The following is a 13069-nucleotide window of genomic DNA, read 5'->3' on the forward strand; positions in this document are numbered from 1 at the left end:
GCCTCGGACCACAACCCGGACAGCGCCGGCCGGGTGCTCGCGATCGACATCGACTCGACCGGACCGTGGCCGATGCCGTTCAACACCCTGGTGGAACGGCTGCGGGGCGACTCCCGGCTGGAATACATCATCTGGAACCGCCGGATCGCCTCGCGCACGCGCGGCTGGACCTGGCGGTCCTACACCGGTTCCAGCGATCCGCACACCGGCCACGCGCACTTCAGCGCGCGCCACGACCACACCGGAAACACGTCAACCGCACCCTGGCCCCTGGAGGACGTCGTGACCCCCGAAGACATCGAGAAGATCGCCAACGCTGTCTACGCGAAGCTGAAGCCGCAGCTCGAGCAGGCCTCGTCCGCCTGGGACGACACGTTCGGCCGGGACACGGCGCAGGCCGCGGCCGGCACGATCCTGGTCGAGACCCGCAACAACACCCGCGAGATCCTGTCCCGGCTGCCCGACGACGAGCCGGCCGCGCCCACCGCCTGAACGTACGGAACCGGGGTTGCGCGGACCGCGCAACCCCGGGACTCGTCCCGTCAGACGCGGCACTGCCAGGAGCGGGCGTCGTAGAAGTCGCGGAAGCGGTCGATCGTCGCGGCGCCGCCGGCCGTGTACCGGCACACCTCGGGCAGGCTGACGTCGAAGTAGACCGGGTCGACCCGGCTGTAGTTGACGCAGCGCCAGTCGTAGACCGTGCCGCCGAGCAGCGCGGCCGCGCTGTGGCCGGTGGAGACGCAGTAGTCGTCGATCGCCGGTGACACGGTCGCCGAGGTGACCCGCCAGCACCGTACCGACGTGGGGTCGGTGAAGCTGCCGATCCGGTCCACCGCCTCGTCGGTGCTGTAGGTCCAGCGGCAGGCCGCCTCGAGGGTCAGGTCGTGCCGGCTGCCGTCGCCGGCCACGCAGTGCCAGTCGTAGGCGGTGGAGCCGGTCAGCGCGGCGTCCGGATACCCGATCGAGCGGCAGTAGGCGCCGAGGTCGAGACCGCCGAGCTGGTGGGGCGTCGAGGCCGCGGCGGCCGGGCCGGCCGCCGTGAGCGCTCCGGCGGCCGCGGCGATCAGGGCGAGCAACACCTTGCTGAGCGAACGCATGGCTCTCCTGAGAGATCTGGTGATGTCCGGCAAGCCGGATCCATCCTCTTTGGACAGGGCAGCCTCAGCCTAGGGCGAGCTCGCGGCTTTGCAAGTCTTTGCAAATAGAACGTAACTTCATCCAGCCAATGATTCATCTTGCGGACATGACAGCCCGTCACCCATCCCGGCGCCGGACCGATGTCAAGGGGACGAAAGGGGATCATCGTGCGCTGGACCCGGGCAGTGGTGTCCGTCGTCGCCCTGGTGACCACCACCATGGCGACCCCCGCGACCGCGGGAACCGAGGCGTGCGAGGCGGCCATGACGGTCGTCGCGCACGAGGACGACGACCTGCTCTTCGTCAACCCGGAGATCAGCGAGGACATCCTCGCCGGGCGCTGCGTCACGACTGTCTACATCACCTCGGGCGACGCCGCCCGCGGCAAGGCCTACTGGCGCGGCCGCGAGCTGGGGGAGATGGCGGTCTATGCCCGGATGGCCGCCCGCCCGGCGCGCTGGATCGAGGACACCCAGACCATCCGGGGGTACGACGTGCACCGCGCCACCCTCGCCGACGCCCCGGTCAGGCTGCTGTTCCTGCGGCTGCCCGACCGGGTCGGCGGCTGGCCGGACCAGACCCTGCAGATGCTCTGGCTCGATCCGGCGGCACGGGTGCGCACGCTCGGCAGCGAGCAGGCGTACACCCGGTCGTCGCTGCTCGGCGTGCTGGTCGCGATGCTCGACGCGTACCGGCCGCGGGTGATCCGGACCCTCGACTTCCACAACGCCTACGGCGACGGCGACCACGACGACCACCACACCACCGCCTATTTCACCTGGGCCGCGCAGCAGCGTTACCACGTCCCCCACCGGACCATCGGGCACCTCGGCTATCCGGTGGCGCGGCGGCCCGCCAACCTGACCGCCGCCCAGTACGACCTCAAGCTGCACTACTTCCTCACCTACGCCCCGCACGACCCGGTGGTCTGCCAGAGCATGGACTGGTGCGGCCGCGGGAACTACGGCGCCTACGCCCGGCGCGACGTGGCGGTCCCCGCGCCGGCCGGCCCCGGGCGCAACGTGGCCGCGCAGGCCCGGGTCACCGCGTCCTCCGGGAACGGCGCGACCGTGCAGGTGCCGGCCAAGGCGGTGGACGGCCGGCTCGGCGCCGACCTGATCGGCGAGTGGGCGACCGCTGGCGAGCGGGAAGGCGCCTGGCTGCGCCTGGTCTGGCCGGCGCCGCAGCGGATCGGCGCGGTCGTGCTCCACGACCGGCCGAACCCCAGTGACCGGATCACCGGCGGTCTGCTCCGCTTCTCCGACGGCAGCACGATCCCGGTCGGCCCGCTGCCCGACGACGGCAAGCCGCTGATCGTGCGCTTCGCCCCGAAGACGGTGACCAGCCTGCGGTTCGTCGTCACCAAGGTCTCCGCCGGCACCCGGAACACCGGCCTCGCCGAGATCCGGACCATCACCGCCGGCCCACCGGCGACATGAGACGTCGCGGGCCCGGCGGGCAGTCGAAGCACCGCCGCCCGGCCCGCCCGCGGGACGAGGCGCCCCCGGCCCGGCCGGGAGGCGACGGGCCGCACGTCCGAGCTGAGCGTCGCGAAGGCGTTCCTGGGCGGCCGCGGCAAGCGCGCGCTGTCGGGATTCACAGGCGTGGGGGGTAAGCGATTTTCCGGCATTCCCGGTTACGTGACGGGCGGGGCGTTGATGGCATATCGTGCCGGAGTCGTTGCTGTCGGTCATTTTCGGGGGAATCATGCCGCGCCGCTGGCACCTCGTCGTGCTGAGTCTGCTCGCCGTCCTGGCGCTGGCCTGCGAGGGCGGGGCCGGCGCGGCCGACCCGGAGGCGACGAAGCCCCGGACCCGGCCACCGGCCCAGGGGTACCCGTCGTCGATGGCCGCGCTCGGCGACTCGATCACCGCCGGGGTGGGCAGCTGCCTGGCGTACCTGGCGTGCAGCCGGAACTCCTGGTCCACCGGCGCCGACGGCGACGTGGAGAGCCACTACCGGCGGATCCTGGCGAAGAACTCCAAGATCAAGGGCAATGTGCACAACTTCGCGGTGCCCGGCGCCGAGGCCGACGGCCTGGCCGCGCAGGCGACGCGGGCGGTCGAGGCGAAGGTCGCCTACGTGACCGTGCTGATCGGGGCGAACGACGCCTGCGCTCCGTCGGCCGGCGCGATGACCTCGGTCCCGGCGTTTCGCGCCGCGGTGGACCGGGGGCTGGCGCGGCTGAGGAGGGGCCTGCCCAAGGCGCGGGTGCTGGTGGTCAGCATCCCGGACCTGTACCGGCTGTGGCGGGTCGGCCGGGACGACGCCGAGGTGGTCCGGGCCTGGAACGCGGGCAAGATCTGCCAGTCGATGCTGGCCGACCCGACCTCCACGGCCGGCGCCGCCGAGAAGCGGCGGCGCGCGGTGCGGGACCGGATCGACGCGTACGACGGCGAGCTGCGCGAGGCGTGCGAGGCGTACGGCAGCCGGTGCCGCTGGGACGGCGGCCGGGTGCACGACGTCCGCTTCGACCTCGACCTGGTCAACACGTTCGACTTCTTCCACCCCAACCTCAAGGGCCAGAACGCGCTGGCCGAGGCCACGTATCCGGACCGCTTCACCTGGTGACGCCGGGCGCCGTCCATCCGGCGCGGACTACCTGAGGTTCCTTCCCGGGCGCACGTCCGGTCCCCGCGCCGCGCCGCTGCCCGCGGCGGCTGAGCGCGGGCCCACCCGCCGGGTCCGGGAGCGGACGGTCACGCGCCGGCGGTCGGCAGCGTGGCCCGCCGCGCGGCGGACCTCGCGTACCACCAGGCCAGCAGCGTGCCCACGCAGAGGGCCGCCGCGCTCAGCCCGAGCGACCAGTGGATCCCGACGATCGCGCCGAACAGGCCGACCGTCACGCCGCTGCCGAAGCGCAGGCCGTTCGCGGACATCCCGTACACGCCGATCACCCGGCCCCGGTCGGCCGGCGGCGCCATCAGCTGGACCACGGTCTGCCCCACCGACATCGACGCCAGGTTCGCCACCCCGCCCGCGACCAGCAGGATCACCGCCAGCAGATAGCTCGGGGTGACCGCGAAGCAGAGCGTGAACAACCCGTAGAGACCGGTGCTGATCACCGCGGAGATCACCGTGGGCCGGATCCATCCGGTCGCCTCCAGGACCAGGCCGCCCAGGACGCCTCCGGCGCCGTTGGCGAAGAGCAGGACGCCGTACGCCGTACCGGCGCTCCCGCTGCCCAGATCCTGCGCGAAGAGCGGCATCGCCGACTGCAGGGACGCGCCGACGAAGAACGACCCCAGCCCACCCAGGATGATCATGCTGACCAGGGTGTGGTCGGCGCGTACCTTCCGCAGCACCCGGACCGAATCCATGATCCCGACGCGTTGCCGCTGCCGGGGGACGCCGCCGTCCCGGCTGTGCCCGGTGAACCGGGTGCGGAACAGGAACAGCGTGAGCGGCAGGTAGAACGCGATGTTCGCGAAGATGCCCCAGGTCGGGCCGAGGCCGAGCAGCAGGGCCGAGCCGACCGCCGGCCCGAAGAGCACCCCGAGGCTGCGGAACGTGGCGTTGAGCCGGACCGCGCTGGGCAGCTCGTCGTCGCCGACGAAGTCGTGCAGCATCAGCTGTTCGCCGGGACCCCACAGCGCGCCCGCGACGCCGTGCAGCACCAGCAGCACGCAGGCGTGCCAGATCTGCAGCGTGCCGGTCAGGAACAGCACCCCCCAGGCCGCCGAGACCAGCATGAACAGCACCTGTGCGGCCTGGATCACCCGGCGGCAGTCGTAGCGGTCGGCGAGCGAGCCGAACCAGACCGACAGGAACAGGAACGGCACCCAGTGACTGATCACCTGGAAGCCGGAGAGCGCCGGCGAGTGGAACTTCTCCCACAGCACCCAGTACGTGACCACGTGCTCGATGTTGTCGGCCATCATCGCCAGGGCCGCTCCGAACAGATACGGCCGGCAGTCCTTGTTCCGCAACGCCGCGAACCGGCGGGGCGTTTCCGGCTTCGGCACATGGGTGTTCTGACCACAGGCTGCGCACACACCTACAGCCTTGTGCCTGCGGCCGGGCCGGGGACAACGTAAGTGATCAAACTAACCGGCCCACATGGTGGGACCGCGCGCCCGGCCCCACCGTCGCCGGCCGGGTCCGGACACCGCCCGCGCCGCCGACTCCCGGGGCGCCCGCTGCCGATCTCCGTGTGGCTTCCCGGCGATCGACCCCCGGTTTCCGTGTGACGGGCCGCACCCGATGGCTTGCATCGAGTAACGTAAATCACATGCCGGACCTATACTCACGGCGATCCTTCATCGCCGGCGCGCTCACCGCCGGGATGCTCTCCAGTACCGCGGGCTACCTGTTCACGCGGCGCGCCCCGGTGACCCTCACGCTGGTCACCGGGGTGGACAACACCGGTGGCCGGAACCTGCTGATCAATCTGTGGAACCGGTTCCACCCCGACGTGACCGTCGAGGTGGTGACCGTCAACAGCTCCACACAGGACCAGTACGACAAGTTCGTCAGCACCCCCGCCGACATCTACAACCTGGACGTCATCCACATCCCGCGCTTCGCCGCCCGGGAGCGGATCACGCCGCTCCGGCCGCCCGACGGCATCACGCTGCTCCCGCCGGTGCAGCGGGTCAGCCAGGTTCGGGAGGACGCGGCACAGCTCTGGGCGGTCCCGTTCAACACCGACGTGGGCATGCTGTTCCGCCGGGTCACCGACAAGACGGTCGCCGACCCGGAGCCCACGCTGGACACCGTGATCGCCGGGAACCGGCAGTTCACCGGCCAGCTGAACACCGAGGGGTCGGTCACCGACGAGGCCTTCGTGATCAACGTGCTGGAGCAGGCCCTCGCCCAGGACCGGACCATCCTGGACGAGCGGGGGGTGGTCTCCACCAGCCTGGGCCAGTGGCAGCGGGCGCTGCGGCCGCTGGCCGAGGCGCTGCGCGGCAACCGGATCGTGACGGCGGCCGGCGAGGAGAACACCAACGCGGCGTTCACCAAGGACACGCTGCGCTACATGCGGAACTGGCCGGTCTGGTACCCGGCGATCGACCGCGGAGAGCGGGAGAAGGCCGGCACCGTCGCGATCCGGCTCGGCCGGCTCCCGATCGGCATCCTCGGCGGTCAGGGCCTGGCCATCGCCGAGAGCAGCGAGCACCGGGAGGAGGCCCAGGCGGTGATCCATTTCCTGACCGGCATGCCGGCCCAGAAACTGCTGGCCACCTACGGGTTCGCGCCGACCGCGCAGGAGGCGTACAACGATCCGGAGGCGCGGGCCGCGGTGCCGCACCTGGACATCGTCCGGTCCGCCGTGGAGGACGCCCACCCGCGGCCGATGCACGCCGGGTACGCCGACTTCGCCCGGGTGTTCCGCCAGCACACCTACGACTACCTCTACCGCCGGGTCGAGCTGACCGACGGCTTCGTGGAGGGGATGCAGAGGGCCCTGCAATGAACGCCAGCCTCGCGATGAACGACGACAGCGGCCTGCAGGCCTGGCTGGTCCCGGTCTTCGTGACCGCCGCGATCATCCTGATCGAGGCGGCCGTCTGGCTGGTCGCCAACCGCCGCGCCTCGTCCCGCTCGACCAGCACGCACCCGGATCGCCGGGCGCAGACGGTCGCCCTCGGCCTGCTGGTGCTGCTGGCCCTGGCGGTGGCCGGCATGGCCAGCCTCGGCCCCAATCTCGCCGACCAGCTGGCCAGCGTCATCGCGGCCCTGCTCGGCGGCGTCTCGGCCTTCCTCACCTACCTGTCCTACAAGGCCAGCCAGGACGCCAAGACCGTCGACACCAAGGACGAGTCCGGCTAGCGTCGCGGGGATGCCAGGAGGCCGGCTACCGGGCCTGCGGCGAGGGCGTGACGCCGCCGAAGCGCGCCACGAACCGCCGCTGCCACGGGGTCTCCACCGCGCCGCGGTGGTAGTGCTCGCGCACGTAGGCGACCGCCTCGGCCGGCGGCACGCCGTCGAGGACCGCGAGGCAGGCGAGCGCGGTGCCGGTGCGGCCGCGGCCGCCGCGGCAGGCGATCTCGACCCGGTCGCGGTCCGCCCGGCGCAGGGCTTCGAGCAGGACCGATTTGGCGTACGACGGATCGGCCGGCAGCCAGAAATCCGCCCATCGCACCCAGCGGCTCTCCCACCCGAACTCGGGCGGCGCCGAGCCCAGCAGGTAGACGCCGAACCGGGGCGGATGCCCGGACGGCATCGGCTCGCGCAGCCCCCGCCCCCGGACCAGCCGCCCGGACGGGAGCCGCAACACCCCCGCCGCTTCTGGATCCCAACCCGCAAATTCGGTCACAGTCCGGGATGTTATTCCGTAAGGTGCACCCCTTGTGATTGCTCCTCTGGTCCGGACCGTCCTGCCCCCACGCCTCGGCCGGAGTTTCCGCTGGCTGGTCGCCTCGTCCTGGGCGACGAACCTCGGTGACGGCATCTCCGCGGCGGCCGGCCCGCTGCTGGTCGCCTCGCTCACCGACGACCCGTTCCGGATCTCGCTGGCCGCCCTGCTGTCCTGGGCCCCGCCGCTGGTCTGCGGCCTGTACGCCGGGGTGCTCTCGGACCGGCACGACCGGCGCCTGATCCTGCTGGTCGCGAACGCGGTCCGGGTCGTGGTGCTGCTCGCCCTGATCGGCACGCTGGCCGCCGGCCGGCTGTCGGTGGAGCTCGCCCTGCTGGGCCTGGGACTGTTGAGCACCGCCGAGGTGTTCGCCGACAACACCGCCGGGACGCTCGCCCCGATGCTGGTCTCCCGGGACGACCTGGCACTGGCCAACGCCCGGCTGCAGGCCGGCTTCGTCACCCTGAACCAGTTGGCCGGACCACCGGTCGGCGCCGCGCTGTTCGCCGCCGGACGAGCCTGGCCGCTGCTCGCCGAGGCGCTGCTGCTCTGCGCCGGGACGCTGCTGGTGGCCCGGATGGCGCTGCCGCCGCACGGGCGGGACGAGCCGTCGGCCGGCGTGCGCCGGGACGTGGTGGAAGGGGTGCGCTGGGTGGTGCGGCACCCGGCGGTCCGCACGCTCTGCCTGATCGTGCTGATCTTCAACCTGGCGTTCGGAGCGGCGTGGTCGATGCTGGTGCTGTACGCGAGCGAGCGGCTCGGGCTGGGCGCGGTCGGCTACGGCCTGATCACCACGGTCGGGGCGGTCGGCGGGATCCTCGGCACCGTGGCGTACGGGTGGCTCACCGCCCGGATCAGCCTGGGCAACCTGATGCGGATCGGCCTGATCATCGAGACCGGCACCCACCTGGTCCTCGGCGTCACCAGTTCGCCCTGGGTGGCGCTGCCGACCTTCTTCCTGTTCGGGGTGCACGAGTTCGTCTGGCGGAGCACCGCGATCACGATCCGGCAGCGGGCGGTGCCGGCCCACCTGCAGGGCCGGGTCGGCGCGGTCAACGTCATCTGTGTGTACGGCGGCCTGGTGGCGGGCGCGGCCTTCGGCGGCGTGCTGGCCTCGCGGTACGGCGTGGTGGCCCCGTTCCGGGTGGCGTTCGTGGGCGCGCTGGTCTTCCTGGTCGCGCTCTGGCCGCAGATGAAGCACGTCGCCCACGACGACTGAGCCCGGCTATAGTCACGCCATGCACAGCGCGTTCAGCTCCCCGCTCGTCACCGGGCGACGCGGGCGTCCCCAGGGCCGCCGCTGATCTGTGCTTTCCGCCGGCGGGTCGATCCCGCCGGCGACTGATCCGTTTCCGGTCGACCCGCTTCGTTTCGTACGACATGTGGGGTTGCTCGTGGATCTCGAAGTTCTTCTGCAGGACCGGCTGGCGCCCGCGCTCGAAGCGGTCGCCGGGCATCCGGTCGATCCGGCGGTGCGGGTCTCGCCGCACGCCGACTTCCAGTCCGGCGCGCCGCTGGCGCTGGCCCGCGAGTTGGGCCGGCCGCCCCGGGAGATCGCCGCCGAGGTGGCCGCGAAAGCGGACCTGGCCGGCCTCGCGGAGATCGCTGTCTCCGGTCCCGGCTTCTTGAACCTGACCGTTTCCGGCAGCGCGCTGGACGAGGCTCTGCGGGCGACTGCCGCCGACGGGCGGCTCGGCGTCCCGCGGACGACCGTGCCCCGCCGGGTGGTGATCGACTACTCCGGGCCTAACGTGGCAAAGGAGATGCACGTCGGCCACCTGCGGTCGACGATCATCGGCGACGCCCTGGCCCGGATGCTGGAGTGGCTCGGCGACGACGTGGTTCGGGTGAACCACTTGGGCGACTGGGGCACCCCGTTCGGGATGCTGGTCGAGCACCTGATCGACAGGGGTGGCGACGCCGACCACTCGATCAGCGACCTGACCGCCTTCTATCAGGCCGCCCGGGTCAAGTTCGACAACGACGACGACTTCCGGAGGCGGGCCCGGCTGCGGGTGGTGGCGCTGCAGTCCGGCGATCCGGTCTCCCGGGAGCTGTGGCGGGAGCTGGTCAGCCGGTCCGAGCGGTACTTCCTGGACGTCTACGCGCGGCTCGGCGTGACGCTCGGCCCGGACGACTTCGCCGGCGAGAGCCGCTACCAGGACGACCTCGACGGCATCGTGGCCGAGCTGGGGGAGAAGGGGCTGCTGACCGAGAGCGACGGCGCGCTCTGCGTGTTCCCGGCGGGCTTCACCGGGCGTGACGGCGTCGCGCTGCCGCTGATCGTGCGCAAGGCCGACGGCGGGTACGGGTACGCCGCGACGGACCTGGCCGCGATTCGGCACCGGGTCCGGGCTCTCGGCGGGCAGCGGCTGCTCTACGTGGTCGGCGCCCCCCAGCGCACCCACTTCGAGATGGTGTTCGCGGTGGCTCGGGCGGCCGGCTGGCTCCCGGACGTTGTGACCGCCGAGCACATCGGGTTCGGCTCGATCCTCGGCGCGGACGGCAGGATGCTCAGGACCCGGGCCGGGGACACGGTCAAGCTGGCCGGGCTGCTGGACGAGGCGGCCGGCCGGGCGTCCGCGCCAGCGATCGGGATCGGCGCGATCAAGTACGCCGACCTCTCTGGCGACCGGCGCGGCGACTACGTCTTCGACCTCGACCGGATGCTGGCGATCACCGGGAACACCGGTCCGTACCTGCAGATGGCGCACGCCCGGGTGCGGTCGATCTTCCGGAGGGCCGGCCGCCCGGCGGGCACGATCACGGTGACCGAGCCGGCCGAACGGGATCTCGCCCTCGTGCTGCTCGGATTCGAGCCGGCCGTGCGGGCCGCCGCCGGCTCGGCCGAACCGCACCGGCTCGCGGTCCACCTGCACGACGTGGCCGCCGCGTTCTCGGCCTTCTACGAGCGGTGCCCGGTGCTGCGGGCGCCGACCGAGGAGGTGCGGAGGAGCCGGCTCGGGCTGGCCGACCTGACCGCGCGGACCCTCCACACCGGGTTGTTCCTGCTGGGTATCGAGGCGCCGGAGGAGATTTGAGGAAATGTGATCGGCGGGCAACCCGGCGTTGATCGACCGATGACCCGATCGGCCGTTAGGGTGCTCTGGTTGCGCCGCCCGCGAGGCGCGCATCGAAAACTGCGAAAGGTTCGCCATGACGCTTCCCAACGGTGTATCCCGGCGCGGTGTGCTGGCCGTCTCGGCGGCCGCCGCCGCGACGCCGCTCGCCTTCCCGGCCGCGGCGCAGGCCGGCGGCAAGGGCCACCCGAAGCCCCCGGAGACATACCACCTCACCGTGCTGGGCACCTCGGACCTGCACGGCAACGTCTACAACTGGGACTACTACAAGGACGCCGAGTACGACGACTCGGCGCACAACGACGTCGGCGTCGCCAAGGCCGCGGCGCTGATCAACAAGCTGCGCCGGGAGGCGACCGGCGGGACGCTGGTGCTCGACGCCGGCGACACCATCCAGGGCACGCCGCTGGCTACGTACTACGCCAAGCAGGAGCCGATCACCACGACCGGTGAGAAGCACCCGATGGCCAAGTCGATGAACGTGCTGAACTACGACGCCGTGGTGCTCGGCAACCACGAGTTCAACTACGGCCTGCCGCTGCTCAACCTGTGGATCCGGCAGCTCGGGTTCCCGGCGCTGGCGGCCAACGCGGTGAGCGCCCGGAACGGCAAGCCGGCGTTCACGCCGTACGTCATCAAGAAGGTCTCCCTCGGCAGGCACGCGCCGACGCTGCGCGTCGGCATCCTCGGCCTGACCAACCCCGGCGTGGCGATCTGGGACAAGGGCAACGTCGAGGGCAAGCTGAACTTCCTCGGCATGGTGGAGACCGCCGCCAAGTGGGTGCCGGTGATCCGGGCCCGCGGCGCCGACGTGGTGATCGTGGTGGCGCACGGCGGCGACAGCGGCGCCTCCAGCTACGGCGACGAGCTGCCCAACGAGAACCCGGTGACGCTGATCGCCCAGCAGGTCCCGGGCATCGACGCGATCCTGTTCGGGCACGCGCACGCCGAGATCGCGCAGCGGTTCGTCACCAACACCCGAACCGGTAGGCAGGTGCTCACCTCGGAGCCGTCGAAGTGGGGCCAGCGGGTCACCAGGATGGACTTCGACCTGGTCCGCGAGCACGGCCGCTGGACGATCACGGCCGCCGCGTCGGCGACGCTGAACACCAACACGGTGGAGGCCGACCCGAAGGTGCTGGCCGTGGTGAGGAGCCAGCACAACAAGACCGTGGCGTACGTCAACCAGGTGGTCGCCGCCTCGACCGGGGAGCTCTCCGCCGCCAGCTCGCGGTACGAGGACACCCCGATCCTCGACTACATCAACAAGGTGCAGACCGACGAGGTGACCCGGGCGCTGGCCGGCACGCCGTACGCGAGCCTCCCAGTCCTCTCGATCGCCGCGCCGTTCAGCCGCACCGCCGTGTTCCCGAAGGGCGACGTCAAGATCAAGGACGTCGCGGGCCTCTACATCTACGACAACACCCTGGAAGCGGTGGTGCTGACCGGCGCCGAGGTGCGGGCGTACCTGGAGCACTCGGCGAAGTTCTTCAAGACCCTGGCCGTGGGCGCCCCGGTCGACGTCGCGAACATCAGCGACAGCTCGGTCCCGGACTACAACTACGACATCCTCTCCGGCGTCGACTACGACATCGACATCAGCAAGCCGATCGGCAGCCGTATCACCCGGCTGCAGATCGGCGGGGTGGAGGTGGCCCCCGACGCGCAGTTCGTCGTCGCCGTCAACAACTACCGCCGGTCCGGCGGCGGAGCGTTCCCGGGCATCGTGAAGACCCAGGTCTACAACGAGCAGAAGGAGATCCGCCAGCTCCTGATCGACTGGGCGCAGGCGAAGGGCCGGATCGACCCGGCCGACTTCTTCGTCCGGAACTGGCAGCTCGTCCGCGAGGGTGTCCCGGTCACCTTCTGACCGGCGCCTCCCGGCCGGCCGGGCCCGCCTTCCGGCCGGCCCGGCTCAGTCGGAGGTCTCCCAGTTGCCGCGGGTGTCCGCCTCGATGGTCACCGAGGCGGACCGCCCGTCGGCCAGCTGGAACGTGCAGGTGTAGGGGCGCAGGCCGGCGGCGCCACGGTCACCGGACGGCGCGCAGCCACCGGTCTTCACCCTGGTGCCGACGGCCGCCTCGATCCGGCCGTCGCCGAGCACCTTCTGCTGCACCGCCGCCGTCGCCCGGTCCTCCACCCGCTGCTGGTGCAGCGGCACCACCACGTTCAAGACCAGCGCCGACCAGAACGCGGCGCCAGCGACCAGCGTCATGCCGAACGCGATCCAGTACGGGGCGCGGGCCCGGCCGTACGCCTTGGCCCGGCCGGACCGCCGCATCGCCGAGACCACCCCCAGCACGCTGAGGAAGAACGTCCACGCCACCACCGGCCGCCAGGACGGCGCCTGCGGCCGCGCCTCGCCGAGCAGCGCGTGCGGGAAGCGGACCAGCAGAGCGCCGTGCTTGTTGTCCGGCGAGCCGTACGGCGGGACCGTACCGCCGAAGGGCAGCACCTCCAGCTCCGCTGTCTCCGGCTCGGCGCCGGCGGCCCACGGCGGCGACACGGGATACTCGTTGCGCGACATCTGGACGGTCATCTTGCGGCCTTT

General features: G+C 71.8%; 12 protein-coding genes. 8 read left to right on the forward strand and 4 right to left on the reverse strand.

What is annotated here, in order from left to right:
- On the forward strand, positions 1-492 hold a 492-nt coding region (locus Asi03nite_RS09425; RefSeq protein WP_203678182.1), incomplete at its 5' end, for a hypothetical protein.
- A 50-nt stretch (positions 493-542) separates the two neighbouring features.
- Here Asi03nite_RS09425 and Asi03nite_RS09430 read toward each other — a convergent pair.
- Positions 543-1097 (reverse strand): hypothetical protein, encoded by a 555-nt coding sequence (locus Asi03nite_RS09430; protein WP_203678183.1) that lies wholly within the window; start codon positions 1095-1097, stop codon positions 543-545.
- A gap of 207 nt (positions 1098-1304) precedes the next feature.
- Here Asi03nite_RS09430 and Asi03nite_RS09435 point away from each other — a divergent pair, with 207 nt between their 5' ends.
- Positions 1305-2576, forward strand: coding sequence for a DUF7402 domain-containing protein (locus Asi03nite_RS09435; RefSeq protein WP_203678184.1), 1272 nt, complete (start codon positions 1305-1307; stop codon positions 2574-2576).
- A 268-nt stretch (positions 2577-2844) separates the two neighbouring features.
- Positions 2845-3708: a GDSL-type esterase/lipase family protein gene (locus Asi03nite_RS09440; protein ID WP_203678428.1), complete on the forward strand. Its 864-nt coding sequence runs from the start codon at positions 2845-2847 to the stop codon at positions 3706-3708.
- 128 nt (positions 3709-3836) lie between these two features.
- Here Asi03nite_RS09440 and Asi03nite_RS09445 read toward each other — a convergent pair whose 3' ends face one another.
- Entirely contained in the window at positions 3837-5102 is a 1266-nt protein-coding gene (locus Asi03nite_RS09445) for an MFS transporter (RefSeq protein ID WP_239102567.1), read from the reverse strand.
- 266 nt (positions 5103-5368) lie between these two features.
- On the opposite strand from Asi03nite_RS09445, the gene Asi03nite_RS09450 reads away from it, so the two are divergent.
- Both Asi03nite_RS09450 and Asi03nite_RS09455 read left to right on the forward strand, forming a co-directional pair.
- Complete coding sequence (locus tag Asi03nite_RS09450) at positions 5369-6556, forward strand: extracellular solute-binding protein (protein WP_203678186.1); 1188 nt, start codon at positions 5369-5371, stop codon at positions 6554-6556.
- A complete protein-coding gene (locus Asi03nite_RS09455; protein ID WP_203678187.1) occupies positions 6553-6912 on the forward strand; it encodes a hypothetical protein in 360 nt (119 codons plus the stop codon). The genes Asi03nite_RS09450 and Asi03nite_RS09455 overlap by 4 nt, the downstream gene beginning before the upstream one ends.
- A 25-nt stretch (positions 6913-6937) precedes the next feature.
- Here the strand turns inward: Asi03nite_RS09455 and Asi03nite_RS09460 are convergent, their stop codons facing one another.
- A complete protein-coding gene (locus Asi03nite_RS09460) occupies positions 6938-7399 on the reverse strand; it encodes a protein-tyrosine phosphatase family protein (RefSeq protein WP_203678188.1) in 462 nt (153 codons plus the stop codon).
- A gap of 37 nt (positions 7400-7436) precedes the next feature.
- On the opposite strand from Asi03nite_RS09460, the gene Asi03nite_RS09465 reads away from it, so the two are divergent.
- The 3 genes from Asi03nite_RS09465 (at position 7437) to Asi03nite_RS09475 (ending at position 12388) form a co-directional block, all read left to right on the forward strand.
- Positions 7437-8657 carry an MFS transporter gene (locus Asi03nite_RS09465; RefSeq protein WP_203678430.1) on the forward strand — a complete coding sequence of 407 codons (1221 nt, stop codon included), beginning with the start codon at positions 7437-7439 and terminating at the stop codon, positions 8655-8657.
- A 175-nt stretch (positions 8658-8832) separates the two neighbouring features.
- Complete coding sequence (argS, locus tag Asi03nite_RS09470) at positions 8833-10479, forward strand: arginine--tRNA ligase (RefSeq protein ID WP_203678432.1); 1647 nt, start codon at positions 8833-8835, stop codon at positions 10477-10479.
- A 115-nt stretch (positions 10480-10594) separates the two neighbouring features.
- Positions 10595-12388: a bifunctional metallophosphatase/5'-nucleotidase gene (locus Asi03nite_RS09475; RefSeq protein WP_203678189.1), complete on the forward strand. Its 1794-nt coding sequence runs from the start codon at positions 10595-10597 to the stop codon at positions 12386-12388.
- Positions 12389-12433: 45 nt separating this feature from the next.
- Here Asi03nite_RS09475 and Asi03nite_RS09480 read toward each other — a convergent pair whose 3' ends face one another.
- Complete coding sequence (locus Asi03nite_RS09480) at positions 12434-13057, reverse strand: hypothetical protein (RefSeq protein ID WP_203678190.1); 624 nt, start codon at positions 13055-13057, stop codon at positions 12434-12436.
- Positions 13058-13069: the final 12 nt, after the last annotated feature.

Origin of the sequence: Actinoplanes siamensis, from assembly GCF_016862395.1 — a bacterium.
GTDB classification, from domain to species: domain Bacteria; phylum Actinomycetota; class Actinomycetes; order Mycobacteriales; family Micromonosporaceae; genus Actinoplanes; species Actinoplanes siamensis.